This window comes from Ramlibacter sp. AN1015, assembly GCF_037726105.1.
Lineage (GTDB): Bacteria > Pseudomonadota > Gammaproteobacteria > Burkholderiales > Burkholderiaceae_C > Ramlibacter.
Window position 1 is genome coordinate 494,677 of the sequence record NZ_JBBJUM010000003.1, and the last position, 16,928, is coordinate 511,604.

The following is a 16,928-nucleotide window of genomic DNA, read 5'->3' on the forward strand; positions in this document are numbered from 1 at the left end:
TCATGATGACCCACCGCATCTGCGCGAATCTCGATGAGCTTGACCGGCATCCGGCACTGAATCCGAATTTCCGCGCTGCCGTGCGGCACCTGCACGAGCACTGGCTCCGCCTGGGCGCGAAAGCCTCGGGTTCGTGCGCCGACGCCCATGCCGGCGAGCCGTGGGCGCCAGGGAGCCCGACCTTGCAGTAGCAAGCGCCGGGCTGCCGGATTCGGAGCTGACACGGCAACGGCTTGTCCCCGAGCCGGGTTCGCGCAACCGGCAGGTGCCGCGCAGGTGCCGCCCCGGCGTCCGCCCTTACTCGTCCGTCACCGCGCGTTCGCACCGCCGTCGCTCATGCCGTCGGCCCGGCGGACACGCGCACGACGGGACCTGGTTTGCAGCGTTCGACCCTGCACGCACGCAGCTAAGCAGGTACCGGCCACCGATCGCGCGCCATGGAGCGCCAGCCGTCCGCACGCGCACGAGATGCAGCCCACTGCGCCACTGCGCCACTGCGCGCCCGCCGGCATGCCGCGGTAGGCGTCGTCCGACGTGGGCAGCGCCCATAGGCGCCTTCGAAGACAGCGTCGAGCCTTCTTTCCTCGGGCGCGGCGCTGGCGGAAGGTGCCATCCTCAATGCCGATGGAACACACCAACCCGCCTGCCGGCTGGGCGCTCACGCTCGCCCGGCACGCGCGCAACCACCCTCTTTCGTTTGCCGGACTCGTCGTGGCGGTTGTCGCCCTGGGCGTCCTCGGCCACGGCATTTCCGGCGATGCCGCACCGCAGGCAGGCACGCACGTTCTCTGGGCTTTCTACGGCGGCATGGCGGGGTTTGCTGCGACGACCGTGGGCGCCCTCCCCGTGCTGTTCCTGCGGGGGTTGCCGCAACGCGTCGAGGACGTGATGCTCGGCGGTGCGGCCGGGATGATGCTGGCTGCCGCGTTTTTCTCGCTGCTCCTGCCGGCGCTGGAGGCGGGCGAAGGGCTGACGGGGAGCAGCTGGATGGGCGCGTTCCTGGTGGTGGGTGGCATTGGTGCGGGCGTGCTGCTGATGCTGGGAATCGACGCGTTCACGCCGCACGAGCACGATCGCTCCGGGCCCTGCGGGCCGGGCCACGAGCGCTGCAACCGCGTGTGGCTGTTCATCTTTGCGATCGCCATCCACAACCTGCCCGAGGGCATGGCGATCGGCGTGAGCTTCGCCCAGGGCGACCTGGGGGTGGCCCTGCCCATGACGGCCGCCATATCGCTGCAGGACATTCCCGAGGGACTCGCCGTCGCGATGACGCTGCGCACCATCGGGGTGTCCGCCGTCAAGGCCGTGGGCGTCGCCGCAGCCGGCGGGCTGCTCGAGCCCGTGGGTGCGGTGCTGGGGGTGATGCTGGTGGGCAACTCGCTGGCGGCCTACCCGGTCGGCCTGGGGCTCGCCGCGGGCGCCATGCTGTTCGTGGTGTCGCACGAAGTCATTCCCGAGACCCACCGCAATGGCCATCAGACCGCCGCGACGCTGGGCCTGATGGCCGGCTTCGCGCTGATGATGGTGCTGGACACCGCACTGTGAGCGCCGCACCGCGAAGGCCGTTCGGCAGCTCTCGCAGGATGTCGCGCGAGGTATGAACTGCAATCATGCGTAAGCCTCTTCCGCAGCGGGTGGGCGCCTGCACTAGGCTGTAGTTCACGAAAGCACACAGGACCCCGATGCCCAAACACCGCCCCCACACCGCCCTCCTGTTCGCCCTCACCGGTCTCGTGGCCGGATGCGGCGGGGGCGGCGGCGACGGGTCGGTCGATGGCGGCGCGCTGGGCCTGGGCGACGCGGCGGCGCGCAGTGCGGCGGAAGGTTTCTGGAGCGGGCGTGCCGCCGCCGGGGGCTGGGCCGACTACATCATCCTGGAGGACGGGAGCACCTGGGGCGTCTACGCCGATGCCGTCGCGATCACCGGCGGGGCGCGCGGTACGAGCGCCATCGACGCGCAGCAGAATTACAGCGCCGCGGTGACGGAGTACCGCTTTGCCGACGGCTCTGTGGCGGACGTGACCTACAGCGGAGCGGTGCTTGCGCCGCGACGCATCGAGGCCCAAGCCCCCGGTGCGCGCAGCCTGAGCCTGGACTACGACCCGTCCTACGAGGAACCCGCCTCCCCAGGTGCGCTCGCAGGACGCTATGCGCTGGACGAAAACACGGTGCTGGCGATCAGCGAGGCGGGCGACTTCAACTGGATCGCCTCGGACGATTGCGTGCTGACCGGGCAGGCCACCCCGCGGCCTTCGGGGCGCAAGGTGTTCGACCTGCGGCTCACCTATGTCGGCCAGAACTGCATGCACGGCAACGGCACGCGCGTGAACGGCGTCGCCTTCCTGGACACGCAGGCCTCGCCGCCCCGCCTGGTGTCGCTCGCGATGCGGGACGATCGTCGGATCGGGTTCATTTCGCGGGCGAGCCGGTACGCGGACCCGGTGGCACCGGGGCCTGTGCCTGCGCCTGCACCGCCGCCGGCGCCAGTTCCTGCACCCGCACCGGCTCCGGCTCCTGTACCTGTTCCCCCGCCGGTGCCGGCGCCGGCACCCGCACCGGCGCCGACTCCAGCACCCGCGCCGGCTCCCGCACCAGCACCCGCGCCGGCTCCCGCACCGGGCGATTCGCTGCGGATCTCCGCCGGGCACTATCCGCCGCCAGGCACCTGCCGCATCTGGATTCCCGGCGTGCCCCCGGGCCGGCAGTCGCCCCCGGGCGATTGCACGGTGCTGGAGACACAGGTACCGAGCGGGGGCGTCCTGATCCGCGGCTGATCCGACCGCGCGAGGTCACCGCGGAGCCGGTGCGAAGCGGTCTGGAATTGTGATCACTGCCTCAGTCGTCCGCGGCACAGCGGGCCAGCAGCTCGCCGGGCAGGCGCCGCGCTGCAGACGCGCTTGGCCTGCAGAACCGCAGGCGTGCGTTCAGAGCTGCAGGTCCGCGGCGGCACTGACGCGCTCGCCTGCGATGTGGCATGCCGTGGGTGCCACCTGGCTGATCGGCATTGCCGCTCCGATAAGGCTCCTTCCCCACGCTCCGGGAGGGCGCGGTCGCCCTTTCCGCGCCGACTCAGGGCTGCGCGCCCGCGCCCATGATGGCGGAGCCGTCCGGCAGCGGCACGCGAATGGGCGCGACCTCCACCTTCGTGAGCCCCTGCTCCTCGGTCAGCCCGATGGCCTCGGCACTGGCAGGAGAGAGATCGACGATGCGCCCGTCCACGTACGGGCCGCGGTCCTCGATGGTGACGACGGTGCTCTGACCGTTCTCGAGATTGGTCACGCGCGCGGTCGTGCCCAGGGGAAGCGTTCGGCTGGCGGCATTGTCCTGGTCCGGTTGCATCGGCTTGCCGTTGGCCATCGGCCGGCCGGCAAAGCGGTCGTGATAGAAGGAGGCGATGCCCACGCGGGGCTCGCCCGTGTGGTCGGTACCGGTCTTGGGCGTCGGCCGTTCGCCGGCCGAACCGGCGGCGACGGGCAGCGCCGAGGCAAACAGGAGCAGGCCGGCGATGCGGGTGACTGCGCGGCGGATCGGTGTGTGCGATGCGTTGCGTTCCATGGCGGCTCTCGTGCGGATAACGATGACGCTCCAAGGCTGCAAAAGAGCCCGTGGGCGCTGCGTCGGCCTCCTGCGGTTGCAGCGGTAGGACGGCTGCGGATCGGCCCGTCCCCGGCAGAAGGGCCGCGGCCCCCCTGCGGCAAAGGCCCGGCAGCTCGCCCTCCGGAATCGAGCGCCACGCAGATGACTCCGGCAGCTCGACGCACAGGCGAACGCCACCGTCATTCGAGCGGTGCACCGCCGCGCAGGTGCACGTCGAGGCTGTATTGCCCCTGCTCGGTGGCATCGGGTACGAATGCGAGCGTGCCCGACGGGCTGTAGGCGGCGCGCTGCGCAGCGGATCGGGGTACGAGCAGCCTGTAGCTGCCCAGCACGCCATCGACGGCCCGGCTGCGAACCTCGACTGCCAGGCCGCCAGCGAGTGACTGCAATGCGCGAACCTCGGCGTCGGCGAGCGGGCTGGTGCTGGCCGCGTTGACGGCGTCGGCCTCGAGGTTCAGTGAGAGGCTGCCGGTGAGCTCCGCCATTGCCGAGGCGGGCAGCGCGATGGGCAAGGTGTTCACGGTTGTCAGGCCGCTTTCGACAGGAACGTCCGTAACCACGCCGGTGGCGCGGTCCAGGGAACTGACCACGACGGTGTAGCTGCCGGGCGGCAGAAAGGGGATGGCGAACTTGCCGCTGGCGTCGGGCTGCGTCGAACGCACGGTGACGCCGTCCTGCTGCGCCGCAACCGTAGTGCCTGGCCGCGCCAGCTCGGCCGCGACAGTGCCCTGGACGCCGCCTGCACCACGGGGCAGCGCCTGCACCACGGGCCTGAGCTGGAAGCGCCCCGAGGCACCCGCGGTGACCACCGATTTGCAGGCGTCGAAATCGAGCACCAGGTCCGAGGTCTGCCGGGCAGCGACATCGACAGCAAGCGGCACGTTCACCACCAGCTGGCTGCTGGGAACTTCCAGCGGCAGCGCCATCGCGCCGCCGCTCGGCTGCACAGCATGCGGCGCGACCGGCGCACCAGCTTCGCCGGTCGGCGCGAACACCAGCCGCATCTGCTCGTAGCGGCCTGCCGGCAGTTCGAGGCCGCCGAGTTCCTGCAAGCCCCCGTTGGTGAGCGTCAGCAGGTCAATCCGGCGCGGCGGATCGACCGGCAGTTCGCGCCATCCGGCCTCGGCATCCAGGGCAGTGCCGCTCGCGTGCACGCGCACGCCGGCGATGGTGACCCAGACATGATCGAATCCGCAGGCGGGCGCATCGGTCAGCGCCAGCCGCAACGTGCCGGGCTCGACGGCCGGGGCGCTGCCGCCGCCGCAGGCTGCCAGGGTGGCGGCGGCGAGCACGGCCAGCACGGCCACGCGATGAAGCCGACCAGCGGCGAGCGAAATCCTGTTGTGCATGCGTCCTCCTCGTATTGATGAGCTGCGCATGCTGAGGTCGGATGAGAGAGCTCGCGTATGCAGATGTTTCGCACAGGAGCCGTTCGGCGCCCGCAGCGCCAACGCGTTTACGACCCTAACACCTTGCGACAAAAGTACGCCACAGGAGTGCCCGAGCGCTCAGAAGGACACCTTGCCGAGCCACATGTCCTTGTACATCACCCAGTCGCCCATGAAGCTGTAGAGGGGGCGCTTGAAGCTGGCCGGCTTGTTCTTCTCGAAGCCGAAGTGGCCGATCCATGCGCAGGCATACCCGCTCACGAGGCCCACCACGATCCACCACGGGTTCCAGGTCGCCACGGCCGCCGCAACGCACAGCAGGCCCAGGCTGGAGCCCAGGAAATGCATGCGCCTGCAGCTGGGGTTGCTGTGCTCGGCGAGGTAGAAGGGGTAGAACTCGGCGAAGCTGTGAAGGGCTTTCGGATCGACCGTGGTGCGGTCGGACGCGAGGCCATCGATCGTGGGCTGCATGGCTGTCTCCGGTGCTGTGTGGGGGTAACAGCATCTGTATCCGGCCTCGCACTCTGCGTCAAGCCAGGACGGCGCGCGCAAGGGGCCGGCGGCGCGGCGCGCCTGTCCAGCCCAGCGAAGCCCGTCGCGGCCTCAGCCCGGCGCGCGTTGCTTGAAGTCGAGCTGTCCGTAGATCTCGCGGTGCAATGCGTTCGCGCGCTGCTCGAGCGCGCTTGCCTTTTCATGGAGCGCCTGCGAAGCGCCATCCCGCTGCACGGCAGCCGCAGCGCGTGTCATGCGTGCCTGCGCATGCGTGGCGCCCCAGGCACGGAGCTTGTCCGTCAAATCCAGTTTCTCCATCGTGCGTTCCTGCCCTCTTTCTGATCACCCGTGACGGGAGCCGCAAGGCTAGCAGCATGCCCGCACGCGACGGCTTTCCGGGCGCCTGCCGGTGTGTAGGAGCACGCCGCGACGTATCGGGCGATGCAGCGCCCCGGTGCCCGGTCGCGATAATCCGGGCCCATGCCCCGCACCCTGACCGCCGCATCGCTCGAGTCCCTGGCCCAGTCGCTCTTGACCGCCGCGGGCATGCCGCCCGAGATGGCCGTCGATGTCGCATCCGTGCTGGTCGAAGGCGACCTTCTGGGTCACCGCACACACGGCCTGCGGCTGCTGCCGACCTACCTCGGCGAAATCGGCTCCGGCGGAATGGCCGTGCAGGGCGAGCCGCTGGTGCTGCGCGATGGTGGCGCCGTAGCGCTGTGGGACGGTCGGCGTCTGCCGGGGCCCTGGGTCACCCTGCGCGCCATAGCACTTGCGAGCGAGCGCGCGCGGCAGTTCGGCATGGGAGCGGTGAGCGTGCGCCAGTGCCACCACGTCGCGGCCCTGGCGCCGTATGCACGACGCGTGGCCGAAGGCGGGCAGGTGCTGCTGCTGATGTCCTCCGCGCCCGCAGGCGGCAGCGTCGCGCCCTTCGGCGGCACCGAAGCGCTGTTCTCGCCCAGCCCGATCGCCGCGGGGTTTCCGGCCGGCGCCAGCGCTGACCCGGTGCTGGTGGACGTCTCCACCTCCTCGACCACCAACAACAAGGTGGCGCAGTACCTGCGCGCCGGCCGCCGGCTCGAGCATGCGTGGCTGCAGGACCGCGAAGGCCGGCCGACGGACGATCCGGCGGCGCTGGGGGCGGGCAAGGGCACGATCCTGCCGCTGGGCGGCAAGGACAACGGGCACAAGGGCTACGGGCTGTCGCTGATGGTGGAGGCTCTCACGGCCGGACTGTCTGGGCACGGGCGCGGCGACGCGAACGCGCCCTGGGGCGCCACGCTGTTCGTGCAGGTGCTCGAGCCGCAGGCTTTCGCCGGCGTGTCCGCGTTCAACGACAAGATGGAGTGGGTGGCCGAACACTGCCGTGCCAACCCGCCGCTCGAGGCGGGCGAGCCGGTGCGCACCCCGGGCGAACGCGGACTGGCGCTGCGCCGCGAGCAGCTCGCGAAAGGCCTCGCACTCGACGAGGACACTGTCGCAGGGCTGCGCAGTTGGGCCGCCAGGCTTGACGTCGATGCTTCGGTGCTCGACGCCTGAGGTCCAAGCTCAGGTATGCGAAACCGCGAGCACGCGGCGCACCAGGTCGGCCGCCACGGGGGCGAGCTGGGGCAGGCCGGCGACGTCGCCGGCCTCGATGCGTTCGAGCACCAGCTCGTGCAGTCCGCCGATCACCGCCATCGACAACTCGCGCGAAGAAGGCGGCGCCTTGCGTCGCGGACCGTTGACCGTCTGCTGGATGAATTGCGCCAGCTGCGCGTGCACCCGCCGTCGCGCCTGCATCCCCTGCGGACCCAGGCTCAGCATCTCCAGGAACAGCGTGCGCATGAGGATGGGATTGCGCGCCATCCACGTCAGATAGGCATGCAGCGCGCGCTCGACCTGCTCCTGCCAGGGAGAACGGCCGTCGAGTTCCTGGCGCAGCACCTGCAGGCCCTGCAGGCTGGCGTGCTCGTAGAGTGCCACCAGGCAGTCGGCCTTGGTCTGGAAGTGTTCGTAGAAGGTGCGCCGCGAGACCTGCGCCTCGGCAACGATGTCGGCAATGGTGGTGGTGGCGTAGCCCTTGGAGCCGACGGTGCGCGCCATCGCCTCGAGCAGCCGCGGCAGGTGCTCGCCCTCGGGCGGCGCCGACGTGCTTGGCGAAACGGGATGGCGTGCTGCCGGGGGGGACATCCCGGTGATGGTACTTGACAGTACCAGGAGCATCCCGCAGCATCGGTACCGCTTCGTACCACGGTGTCCTCATCGCCGTTTCCGTGGTGCAGGCAGACACCGTCCAGATCATCTTTGCTCGCCCTCCACCCCATGACCGACCTCGTCGTGCGCCGCCTCCTGGTGGACATGGAACAGCCCATCGCCCGGCACTGGTGCGCGGGCGACGCGTTCCGCAGCGCCTTGTTCAACGCCCTTTCCATGAGCTTTCCCGTGGGCGAGCAGTTCTTCATCGATGCGGTGCGCGGCGGCCTGCAGGCGCTCGCGCCGCAGGACCAGGAACGCTTTCGCAAGGAGGTGCAGGGCTTCATCGGCCAGGAAGCGACGCACCGTCGCCTGCACGCCCTCTACAACCGGCACCTCGAAGCGCTGGGGCTGGTGAATCACTGGGAACCGCGCGCCCGCCAACGGCTCGGGATGTTCAAAGGCGCGGACATCCGCCACTGGCTGGCCGTCACGGCCGCCAACGAGCACTTCACCGCGATCTTCGCCGAGTGGATGCTGCGCAATCCGGAGCTGCTCGGCGACGACGATGCGCGGCTGGCCACGCTGTGGCTCTGGCACAGCGCCGAAGAGTCCGAGCATCGCAGTACGGCTTTCGATCTGTACCGCGCGCTCGGCGGCAACGAGGCGTGGCGCCTGCGCTGGTTTCGACGCGTGAGCGTGTTCTTCGTTGCGGACGTGCTGCGCCAGACGGTCTCCAACCTGCGCCAGGACGGCACCCTCTGGCGATGGTCGACCTGGCGCAGTGCCGCCGCCTTCTTCTTCGGTCGCCGAGGGCTGGTGCGCCAGACGTTCAAGCCGTGGCGCGAGTACATGCGGGCGGACTTCCATCCCCGCCAGCACGACGACCGGCGCGCGCGCGACTGGCTGGACGCGAATCGCGCGAAGTTCACGCCGGTGGGCGCGACCGGCTGAGCCTTACCTGCTGCCGCCGCCGGCGCGGGCGCCGCGCCGCGGCGATGTTTTGGCCGCGGTGCCCGCGGCTTTGCCCGCACCAGGCCGACTGGCGGCTTTCGTCGGCTCGGCCTGCTCCAGCCACAGCAGCGTGTCCGCGACTTCGAGAAACCGTTGCAGGTAGTCGGGCGAGAGCTCGCGCATCCACTCGAGCGAACGCAGCACCAGCACCTGGGAGTTGAGCGGACCGGCGCCCTCAGGACGGCGCTGCGCCGCGTTGCGGACCTGGTCTTCGGCAGCCATGCGCGCCCAGGTCTGGCGGAATCGGCGGGCGCTTCGGATCTCATGAACGCTGTCGGTCTCCGGCGCAGGCCCGCCGCTCGATGCAGCGGGAGCATCCTCGGTGCGCTGGCGCAGGTAGAGGTTCAGCAGCCCGAGGGCAGTGTGCGCGCGGGCAGTGGGTTGGGCGATTCGAGGGGCTCGGACGACGCCGGGCGCCGTACCGCCTGCGGGCGACTGTGCGGCTCGTTCGGCGGGGGCAGTGGGAAACGCAGAACCGCCTGCCCCAGGCGTGCCGGCGGGGCGGCGCGCGGCGGCCGGCGGCTCGGGCGTGCAGCGCGCACGCTCGGCGAACCGCGCTGCGTAGTCGGCGATCGCCTGCTGCAGGCGCCGCTCGAGGATCGGCCGCACGGCCGGGTGCTGGCGCGGCACGCGCCGGGACAGGGCTTCGAGGTAGTGGAAGCGAACCGGGTCGAACGCCTGCGCTCGTACGTCGCGCAGCGCCTGCAGAGAGCTGGGTTCAGTCGCATGCTCTGCGCTCGTTGCACTCGCCGGCACTGCCGCGAGCGCCGCAGCCCCCGCAGACTGCATACCGGGCACATCGACCGCCTCGACCGTTGCTGCCCGCAACGATTGGACCGCCGCGACCGGCTGCACGGCTTGTACGGCTCGTACGGCTTGTGTCGATGGCGCTCGCGCCGCCTGTAACGCGTGCGTCGAGGCAGCATCCTCCGCCGGATGCTTTGAATCCGCTGCGCCGGCCGCGCTACCTTGGTCGCTGCTCACGGCCTCGGGGTACCCGCCGGCGCGGCCTTGGGCACCGGAGCCATCTCTACGCGGCGGTTCAGGGCACGACCACGTTCGTCGGCGTTCGAGGCGACCGGCTGCTCGGCGCCGAACGCGGCGGCGAAGACCTGCGAAGAAGGCATGCCTTCCTCGATCAGCGCGCGTGTCACGCGCAGGGCGCGCTGCGCCGAAAGCTCCAGGTTGTCCTCGAAGCGCCGATTGCCCTCCTGGATGCGCGCATCGTCGGTAAACCCACTGACCATGAGCATCTCCGCACGTTCGCTCAGGTACACGCGCAGCGGCGGCACCAGGCTCGTGAGCAACTGCCGGCCTTCGGGGCGAAGCTGGTCGGAGTTGAGCGCGAACAGCACGCTGCCGCTGATGCCGATGCGCCCGTCCTGCAGGGTGACGCGCCCGGCCTGCAGCGGCACGGCGAGGGCCTTCTCGAGCGCCATGCGACGCTGCTCCTCCTGGCGGCGCTTGGCGACCTCGGCCTGCAGGCTGCTCACCAGGTCCATCTGGACGAACAGCACACCCACCAGCACGAGCACGAAGGCACCCAGCAAACCGGCCATGAGATCGCCGAAGACAGCCCACACCGAAGCGGCCTGCTCCGGCGCCTCGTCTATCCGGTCGAAATCGGCGATCACACCGCGCCCTCCGTCAGCGCGATGGGCTCCATGCGCAGACGGCGCAGGTCTTCCAGGATGCCCTGCTGCGCACTCACGCTGAGGTCGATCACCTCACGCGCCTGCGCAACGTAGTACGCAAGCTGTTCGTCGCTGCGCGACATCGACTGCTCCATCGTCGCCTCCATGCGGCGCAGCCCGTCGATCAGCTTTTCGTTGGTCTCGGTGAACAGCCGCACGCCGTGTTCGAATGCTTCGCCCAGGCTGGCCAGCTCGACGGCGCCGCCGGCGATGTGGGCCGCGGAATCTGCAGCCGCGCTGGCCTGCGCCTGCAGGGCTCCGGCGAATCGCCCACTCGCGTCATCCAGCACGCCCGTTGCGCACGCCGCCAGCGAGGCGATCGCGCTGCGCTGATCCTGGCAGGCGGCGTCGAGGCTGCGCACGAGCGCACCGATCTCCTGCAGCAGGCCGGCGCGTTCGTGCAGCGCGGCGTTGTCGCGTTCCGTGAGGCGGACCGTCTCCTGGCGCAGCTGCGCAAGCACTTCGGCGGCAGCTTGCGGTACCTCCGCGGCCGTGTGCATCAGTCGCGCCATCGGCGCTTCGATCGCGCCGCCAAGCTGCGCGAGCTGGCTTGCGAGCGCCGCCTGCAGCTCGCCAAGGCGTGCGACCGCGGCCTCCCCGCGCTGCGCTTCTTCATGGCGCAGCGCAGCGAGTTCGCTGCGCCACAGCGCCGCCATGGCGTCCATGCGTTGTGCGTGCTGCGCATTCCAGCGCACCTCCGCGTCGGCGCGGCTGCGCATCAGATCCTCCGCCTGGGACAGCACGGACTCGATGGCCTGCGAGGTGCGGCTCGCGTGCTCGCTCGCGCGCGCGCCGATCTCGGCGGCCGTGTGCTCCAGCGCGTCGCAGGTGGCGCGCTGCTGCGCAAGCGTCTGCTCGCCCATGCGTTGCCACGCGCTCGCCAGGGTGCCTGCGGTGGACTCGAGCGCGCCCACCCAGGCGCGCTGGCGCTCCTGGTCGTTGCGGGCGAGCTCGGCCTGGGTGCGGGCCGCCGACTCCTGCACGGCGTCCACCAGGGCGCCGGAGCGCGCGTCGAAGGTCTGCGCGAATCCGGCAAGGCTGCCATCGAGCCGCGCGAGCAGTGCGTCGTTGAGATGCGCCTGCTGCTCGAGCGCCGCGGTCCACCGGGCGACAGCGTGCTCTGTGGCGGCGCCGAAGCGCACCGCGAGTGCATCGACCTGCCGCGAGGCCGCATCGACCTGCCGCGCCGCCGCCTCCGCCTGCTGCTGGTGCGACGTGCGTGCCTCGCGCACCAGGGCCGCCATGGCGTCCTCGACCACCGGCCTGATGCTTTCGCCCGCGATGCGGGCACTGGTAGCGAGACTGTCCTTCAGGGCGCCCGAGACCTCCGTCGCGAGGCCGGCATAGGACGCCTGGGCACCGGCGTGGAACTGCTCCTGCTGGCCACGCAGCCGCTCGTGCAGCTGCTCGCTTCGGCGCTCGAGATCGACCGCCATCGACTTCACCGCATCCACCAGCGCAGGCAGTGCCTGGGCCTGCGCCTGCAGGGCACGCAAGGTCTCTTCGCGCTGGTGCACCAGCGAGAACGGCCGCAGCTCGGCGGCGATGCGTGCCTCGAGCAGCCGCGCGACAGCGGCGCGCTCGCGCCGGCTGATGGCCGACAGCAGGCCCAGCACCGCCGAGGCGGCGACGCCGGCGACGGACGTGCCGAACGCGAGCCCGAGGCCGCCCACCGGAGCGGCGAGCGCCGAGCGGATCGCCTGCAGGTCGGCCGAAGCCTGCAAGGCGAGGACCACTCCTCGGAAAGTCAGGACCAGCCCCAGGAACGTGCCGAGCATGCCGAGCATCACCAGCAGGCCTACGAGGTAGGGGGTCAGCGCCGGCCCCGGCAGGCCCACCCGTTCGCCTTCGATGCGCAGGCGCACCGGATCGCGCAGGGATGCGGGGACGCTCCCGAGCCAGTCGCCGAGCGCGGTCAACGGTTGCGGGATGGCGCCGAGCGCCGCTCCAAGTCGGGCCGTGTCGTCCCGGAACCGGCGCAACTCCAAGGCTCCGAGCAGGTACACCGCGCCAATGACGACGGTCATGGCCAGCGCGATCGGGCTGGAGCCGACGAAGCCTGCACCCACCCAGGAGACGGCCACCAGTCCGACGGCGAACGCCGCGGCAAAAACGAATCGGCTCATTGCTTGCGATCTCTTCACTTCACTGCGTCTTCGATTCACTGCGCAAGGCCTGGATCAAACCGGCGACCGGTTGCAGGCGCATGTCGATCTCGGCGACGAGGACGTCACGCGCCTGGTGCGCGAAATCCTGCAACCAGGTGGCGGATTGTGCGGGTTCGCCTGCGGCGGCCTGCGCGGCGCGCAAGGCTTCAAAGCGGCGTTCGAGCACCGACGGCACCACGGCCAGAGACTTGTGCTCGCGCGCGCCCAGCATCTGCTCCCACAGGGCGTCCAGCATGGCGAGTTTCCGCAGGCCGGGCGAGGCACGCGAGAGGACGCGCCGCGCCTCGGCACGCAGCGGGTCGATCTTCAGTCCCATCTGTCGCTGCTGCTCCTGGTAGTGACGGCGCAAAGGCGCAAAGGACGGCCGCTGCGCCGCGCCTGCGGCATCCCCATGCGTCCAGGACTCCTGCGCGATCGCGAGGCCTGCGGCCGCTGTGCCGACCAGCACCGTCCTCACCGAGCGGAACTGCGCCTCGAGCTGGTCGAGCGCGTCTGGAGCCACCGTCGCAAGCCGACCGCGCGGCAGCGCTGCCAGGGACTGGTGCAAAGCATGGAGCGTCACGGCGTCGAACGCGCTGACCCAGTGTCCGAGCCGTTCGGTGATGTCGAAGTCGGCGCCCAGCGGCGGGCGCGAATGTGGATGCGGCGCGTCCAGCAGGCGCACGAGCCGCGAAGCGCTGAAGTTCGTGCGCACTAGCGTTTCTCCTGTAGTCGCGGCCCGGTGCGGGGCAGCGATCCTCCGATGCCAGCTGCTGATTTTGCAGGCAGCTCGACAGGAGTCTAGACCTGGCGCGGCTGCTGCCGGCTTATGCGGCGGTTTTCCACAAGCTTGTTCACCGCGGCTGTGAGAAACGTCCTACTTTGCATCCGGTGTGCGCAGTTCGCCGGGTGGCGCACGGCGGGAAGGCACACACCCTTCCCACGCAAGCTCGCTGAGTGACGGCTGCGGCCGCTCGGCATTGCTGCGCATGCGGGTAATTCATGACCACCCCGCGGGCCGCGGCAGCCTACAGTCACCCCATCAACCAAGGAGTTCCTCGCAATGCAACGCAGTCTGTTGGCCGCTTCGGCCACCGCCGCTTTCCTGGCTGCCGCGCCGGCCTCGGCGCAGACCGTCCTCACCACCTCGAGCTGGGTTCCGCCGACCCATGCCTTGACCGTGGCCCAGAAGGAATGGTGCGAACTGGTCGAGAAGAACAGCAAGAACAAGATCCGCTGCAACCACCTGCCCCGCGCGGTCGCCGCGCCCCCCGGTACCTTCGATGCCATCAAGAACGGCCTGGCAGACGTGTCCTTCACGGTGCACGGCTACACCCCGGGACGCTTCGTTCTCACGCAGATGGCCGAATTCCCCTTCCTCGGCGACGCCGCCGAGCCGATGTCGGTGGCCTTCAACAAGGTCGCCATGCAGCATCCGGAATTCATGAAGGAACATGAAGGCGTAAAGGTGCTGGCCTTCTTCACGCACGGGCCCGGCATCGTCTTCAACACCAAGACGCCCGTCACCAAGCTGCAGGACCTGCAGGGGCTGAAGTGGCGGGTCGGCGGTGGCATGGTCAACGAGATCTCGAAGACGCTGGGCATGAACGTGACGCTCAAGCCCGCGCCAGAGTCGTATGAGCTGCTGTCCGGCGGCGTGATGGACGGCACGCTGTTCCCGGCCGAATCGATCGAGTCCTTCAAGCTGGACAAGCTGATCAAGCACGCGACCATGTTCCCCGGGGGCCTGTACAACACGTCCTTCGTGCTCATGATGAACCCGGCCAAGTACGACAAGCTCAGCCCGGACGAGAAAAAGGCGGTGGACGACGCCTCGGGCGAAGTTGCCGCGCGCCTGATCGGCCGCCATTGGGACAAGGTTGATCGCCGCGCGCTGGGCCTCATGCAGGCCAACAACGTGCAGGTCGTCAAGGCGGACCAGAAGTTCGTGGCCGACGTGAAATCGCGCACCTCGGCGCTCGAAGAGCGCTGGGCCAAGGACGCTGAATCCAAGGGCCTGAAGAACGCCGGCAAGGTGCTGGCCGACTTCCGCGCCGAGATCGCCAAGCAGTCCAAGTAAGCGCCGGCCGCTGCGCCGCAGCCTGGCCCCAACCACGCGGCCACCGGGACTCCGGTGCGCCGCTTTTTTGTGCACCCGATTCGCGATACGAAAGACGAGCGTTGAAAAAATTGCTGGAGCTCCTGTGCGGCCTGCTGTGCGGCTGCGCCCTCTTCGCCATCATGGTGCTGACCTTCTTCGACGTGCTGGGACGCAAGTTCGCGTCCAACTCGATTCCCGGTTCGCTGGAGATGACCGAGCTGCTGATGGTGGTGGTTATCTTCGCGGCACTGCCGCTGGTGTCGCTGCGCGGCGAGCACGTGCAGTTCGATTCGCTCGACCCGCACCTGCCGGCCTGGTTCCGCCGCGCGCAGTGGGTTGTCGTGAACGTTCTGGTCGCGCTGTTGCTGCTCGCGCTGGCCTGGCTCATGTGGCAGACGGGTGCCGACTTCGCCGCGTTCGGCGAGACGACGGCCCAGTTGCAGGTCCCCAAGTACCCCTTCATCTACGGAATGGGGGTTCTGTGCGCGCTCACCGGGCTGGTGCACCTTGCGCTTGTCGCGCAGCATCCCGCTGACCGGGTCGAACAGGAAGGAACGGCGCTGTGACCGAATCGCTCATCGGCTTTGCCGCCATCTTCCTGCTCGCCTTGCTGCGCGTGCCCCTGGCCTTCGCCATGGGCCTCGTCGGCTTCGTCGGCGTCTGGCTCACGCGCGGCTGGGTGCCTGCGCTGGCGAGCACCTCCCAGGTGGTGCACGAGACGGGGTTCGCCTATACCTTGTCCGTCATTCCGCTGTTCATCCTCATGGGCAATTTCGTCGCGCGCGCCGGGCTCGCGCACGAATTGTTCCAGGCGGCGTATGCGTTCATCGGTCATCTGCGTGGCGGCCTTGCCCACGCCACGATCGCCGCCTGTGCCGGATTCGGTGCGATCTGCGGCTCGTCCATCGCGACCGCGGCGACCATGAGCAAGGTGGCCTACCCGTCCATGCGCAAGCTGGGCTACAGCGACTCGCTGTCCACGGGGGTCATGGCTGCGGGCGGGACACTCGGCATCATGATTCCGCCGTCCACGATCCTCGTGATCTACGGAATCATCACGCAGACCAATATCGGCAAGCTGTTCGCAGCCGGGGTGATCCCGGGCCTGCTCTCGGCGGCGATGCTGATGGCAACGGTGACCCTGATCACTGCCCGCGATCCGGAGCACGCCCCCCCGGGCGAGCGCGCCAGCTGGGCGCAGCGGTGGCGATCACTGCGCGGTATCTGGGGTGTGCTGGTGCTCGCCGTGGTGGTGCTGGGCGGCATCTACGGCGGGTTCTTCACGGCCACGGAAGGTGCGGGTTTCGGCGCCGCAGGGGCATTCCTGTTCGCACTGCTGCGCGGCCGCCTGACCTGGCCCGTCCTGTTCCAGGTGCTGGTCGAGTCCGCGCGCACCACTGCCATGCTCTTCACGCTGCTGATCGCAGCGACGATGTTCGCGAACTTCGTGAACTTCACCACGCTGCCCGGCGACTTGCGCAGCTGGATCACCGAGTCGGGCCTGTCGCCCACGATGATCATCGTGGCAATGATGGCCATCTACGTCGTGCTCGGCACCGTCATGGAGGAGCTCACGATGGTGCTGCTCACGATTCCGCTGTTCTTCCCGATCGTTCTGGGGCTGGGCTTCGATCCGCTCTGGTTCGGGGTGCTGATCGTGATGATCGTGCAGATCGGCCTGATCTCGCCTCCCGTCGGCATGAACTTGTTCGTCCTGAACGCGCTGTTGCCTGACGTGCCGCTAGTACAGATCTTCCGCGGATGCTGGCCCCTGGTCCTGACCATGGTGGTGACACTGGGAATCCTCATCGCATTTCCCCAGCTCAGCCTATGGCTGCCTTCGCTGGTGGACTGAGGCGACGAGCTGCGACGGGACTTCCCGCGCGAGCGCCGAAAGCCCGGCAGCAGCAGCCGCGGCTTGTGAGCGAGGGGCGCTATCTGCTGCTGCGTTGCGAGCTGCGACGCGAGACCTCCTTGGGCCCAGAAAGCTTCGGAGCTCAGGCACCGTTTGGGGCCGATGCCCCGACAGGAGGCCGCGTCAGCGGTGCCTGGTGATCGTGAGCGTTCTGCTGCGTTCTGCTGCGGTCCATTTGGGCAGAACTGCCACGATCACTTGCTAGCGGGGTCCAATCTGGCGCTTCGGGGAATAGAGCGCATGGGAAACCGAGGCACCCAACACGGAAAAACCAGCCGGCAGCGCACGCGACGATGCTCGTGCGAGCAAATACCAAAGCGCATAAGCAAAAAGCCCAGCACGTGTGGTGCTGGGCTTTCTGGGCTGTATTAATAGCCTGACGATGTCCTACTTTCACACGGGAAC

Annotated in this window: 17 protein-coding genes; 8 read left to right on the plus strand and 9 right to left on the minus strand. The window is 69.4% G+C overall.

What is annotated here, in order from left to right; all coding sequences use genetic code 11:
- Window positions 1-5 precede the first annotated feature (5 nt).
- From WG922_RS07550 to WG922_RS07560, 3 genes are all read left to right on the plus strand, one after another.
- Window positions 6-191, plus strand: a complete 186-nt coding sequence (locus WG922_RS07550; protein WP_340281783.1) for a hypothetical protein — start codon at window positions 6-8, stop codon at window positions 189-191.
- A 433-nt stretch (window positions 192-624) separates the two neighbouring features.
- Entirely contained in the window at window positions 625-1,545 is a 921-nt protein-coding gene (locus WG922_RS07555; protein WP_445322803.1) for a ZIP family metal transporter, read from the plus strand.
- 137 nt (window positions 1,546-1,682) lie between these two features.
- On the plus strand, window positions 1,683-2,774 hold the full coding sequence (locus WG922_RS07560) for a hypothetical protein (RefSeq protein ID WP_340281787.1): 1,092 nt from the start codon (window positions 1,683-1,685) through the stop codon (window positions 2,772-2,774).
- Window positions 2,775-3,069: 295 nt separating this feature from the next.
- Here WG922_RS07560 and WG922_RS07565 read toward each other — a convergent pair whose 3' ends face one another.
- The 4 genes from WG922_RS07565 to WG922_RS07580 form a co-directional block, all read right to left on the minus strand.
- Window positions 3,070-3,555, minus strand: coding sequence for a septal ring lytic transglycosylase RlpA family protein (locus WG922_RS07565; protein ID WP_340281789.1), 486 nt, complete (start codon window positions 3,553-3,555; stop codon window positions 3,070-3,072).
- A 221-nt stretch (window positions 3,556-3,776) separates the two neighbouring features.
- Entirely contained in the window at window positions 3,777-4,946 is a 1,170-nt protein-coding gene (locus WG922_RS07570; RefSeq protein ID WP_340281790.1) for a DUF4382 domain-containing protein, read from the minus strand.
- Window positions 4,947-5,105: 159 nt separating this feature from the next.
- Window positions 5,106-5,456, minus strand: coding sequence for a DUF962 domain-containing protein (locus WG922_RS07575; RefSeq protein ID WP_340281791.1), 351 nt, complete (start codon window positions 5,454-5,456; stop codon window positions 5,106-5,108).
- Window positions 5,457-5,588: 132 nt separating this feature from the next.
- A complete protein-coding gene (locus tag WG922_RS07580) occupies window positions 5,589-5,795 on the minus strand; it encodes a hypothetical protein (protein ID WP_340281792.1) in 207 nt (68 codons plus the stop codon).
- A 162-nt stretch (window positions 5,796-5,957) separates the two neighbouring features.
- On the opposite strand from WG922_RS07580, the gene WG922_RS07585 reads away from it, so the two are divergent.
- The gene (locus WG922_RS07585) at window positions 5,958-7,016 is read left to right on the plus strand and encodes an Ldh family oxidoreductase (RefSeq protein WP_340281793.1); all 1,059 of its coding nucleotides are present in this window, start codon (window positions 5,958-5,960) and stop codon (window positions 7,014-7,016) included.
- Between the two features lie 9 nt (window positions 7,017-7,025).
- Here WG922_RS07585 and WG922_RS07590 read toward each other — a convergent pair whose 3' ends face one another.
- Complete coding sequence (locus WG922_RS07590; protein WP_340281794.1) at window positions 7,026-7,649, minus strand: TetR/AcrR family transcriptional regulator; 624 nt, start codon at window positions 7,647-7,649, stop codon at window positions 7,026-7,028.
- A gap of 132 nt (window positions 7,650-7,781) precedes the next feature.
- Here WG922_RS07590 and WG922_RS07595 point away from each other — a divergent pair, with 132 nt between their 5' ends.
- Complete coding sequence (locus WG922_RS07595; RefSeq protein WP_340281795.1) at window positions 7,782-8,606, plus strand: metal-dependent hydrolase; 825 nt, start codon at window positions 7,782-7,784, stop codon at window positions 8,604-8,606.
- Between the two features lie 3 nt (window positions 8,607-8,609).
- On the opposite strand, the gene WG922_RS07600 is transcribed toward WG922_RS07595, so the two are convergent.
- The 4 genes from WG922_RS07600 to WG922_RS07615 form a co-directional block, all read right to left on the minus strand.
- Window positions 8,610-9,521: a DUF2894 domain-containing protein gene (locus WG922_RS07600; RefSeq protein WP_340281797.1), complete on the minus strand. Its 912-nt coding sequence runs from the start codon at window positions 9,519-9,521 to the stop codon at window positions 8,610-8,612.
- A gap of 125 nt (window positions 9,522-9,646) precedes the next feature.
- Window positions 9,647-10,300 carry an OmpA family protein gene (locus tag WG922_RS07605; protein WP_340281798.1) on the minus strand — a complete coding sequence of 218 codons (654 nt, stop codon included), beginning with the start codon at window positions 10,298-10,300 and terminating at the stop codon, window positions 9,647-9,649.
- Window positions 10,297-12,486: a DUF802 domain-containing protein gene (locus WG922_RS07610; protein WP_340281799.1), complete on the minus strand. Its 2,190-nt coding sequence runs from the start codon at window positions 12,484-12,486 to the stop codon at window positions 10,297-10,299. Before WG922_RS07610 ends, WG922_RS07605 begins: the two co-directional genes overlap by 4 nt.
- 19 nt (window positions 12,487-12,505) lie before the next feature.
- Window positions 12,506-13,222 carry a DUF3348 family protein gene (locus WG922_RS07615; protein WP_340281800.1) on the minus strand — a complete coding sequence of 239 codons (717 nt, stop codon included), beginning with the start codon at window positions 13,220-13,222 and terminating at the stop codon, window positions 12,506-12,508.
- Window positions 13,223-13,570: 348 nt separating this feature from the next.
- Between WG922_RS07615 and WG922_RS07620 the strand changes: the two genes are divergently transcribed.
- The 3 genes from WG922_RS07620 to WG922_RS07630 all read left to right on the plus strand — a co-directional run bounded on the left by WG922_RS07620 (window position 13,571) and on the right by WG922_RS07630 (window position 16,463).
- Window positions 13,571-14,587, plus strand: a complete 1,017-nt coding sequence (locus WG922_RS07620; RefSeq protein ID WP_340281802.1) for a TRAP transporter substrate-binding protein — start codon at window positions 13,571-13,573, stop codon at window positions 14,585-14,587.
- Window positions 14,588-14,688: 101 nt separating this feature from the next.
- Complete coding sequence (locus tag WG922_RS07625; protein ID WP_340281803.1) at window positions 14,689-15,174, plus strand: TRAP transporter small permease; 486 nt, start codon at window positions 14,689-14,691, stop codon at window positions 15,172-15,174.
- Window positions 15,171-16,463 (plus strand): TRAP transporter large permease, encoded by a 1,293-nt coding sequence (locus WG922_RS07630; RefSeq protein WP_340281804.1) that lies wholly within the window; start codon window positions 15,171-15,173, stop codon window positions 16,461-16,463. The genes WG922_RS07625 and WG922_RS07630 overlap by 4 nt, the downstream gene beginning before the upstream one ends.
- Window positions 16,464-16,928 lie beyond the last annotated feature (465 nt).

Bases quoted from the DNA above. Each gene is read 5' to 3' on its own strand.
- WG922_RS07585 (WP_340281793.1), top strand. From the start codon at position 5,958: ATGCCCCGCACCCTGACCGCCGCATCGCTCGAGTCCCTGGCCCAGTCG.
- WG922_RS07575 (WP_340281791.1), bottom strand. From the start codon at position 5,456: ATGCAGCCCACGATCGATGGCCTCGCGTCCGACCGCACCACGGTCGAT.
- WG922_RS07580 (WP_340281792.1), bottom strand. From the start codon at position 5,795: ATGGAGAAACTGGATTTGACGGACAAGCTCCGTGCCTGGGGCGCCACG.
- WG922_RS07560 (WP_340281787.1), top strand. From the start codon at position 1,683: ATGCCCAAACACCGCCCCCACACCGCCCTCCTGTTCGCCCTCACCGGT.
- WG922_RS07620 (WP_340281802.1), top strand. From the start codon at position 13,571: ATGCAACGCAGTCTGTTGGCCGCTTCGGCCACCGCCGCTTTCCTGGCT.
- WG922_RS07570 (WP_340281790.1), bottom strand. From the start codon at position 4,946: ATGCACAACAGGATTTCGCTCGCCGCTGGTCGGCTTCATCGCGTGGCC.
- WG922_RS07590 (WP_340281794.1), bottom strand. From the start codon at position 7,649: ATGTCCCCCCCGGCAGCACGCCATCCCGTTTCGCCAAGCACGTCGGCG.
- WG922_RS07610 (WP_340281799.1), bottom strand. From the start codon at position 12,486: ATGAGCCGATTCGTTTTTGCCGCGGCGTTCGCCGTCGGACTGGTGGCC.
- WG922_RS07550 (WP_340281783.1), top strand. From the start codon at position 6: ATGACCCACCGCATCTGCGCGAATCTCGATGAGCTTGACCGGCATCCG.
- WG922_RS07595 (WP_340281795.1), top strand. From the start codon at position 7,782: ATGACCGACCTCGTCGTGCGCCGCCTCCTGGTGGACATGGAACAGCCC.
- WG922_RS07565 (WP_340281789.1), bottom strand. From the start codon at position 3,555: ATGGAACGCAACGCATCGCACACACCGATCCGCCGCGCAGTCACCCGC.
- WG922_RS07555 (WP_445322803.1), top strand. From the start codon at position 625: ATGGAACACACCAACCCGCCTGCCGGCTGGGCGCTCACGCTCGCCCGG.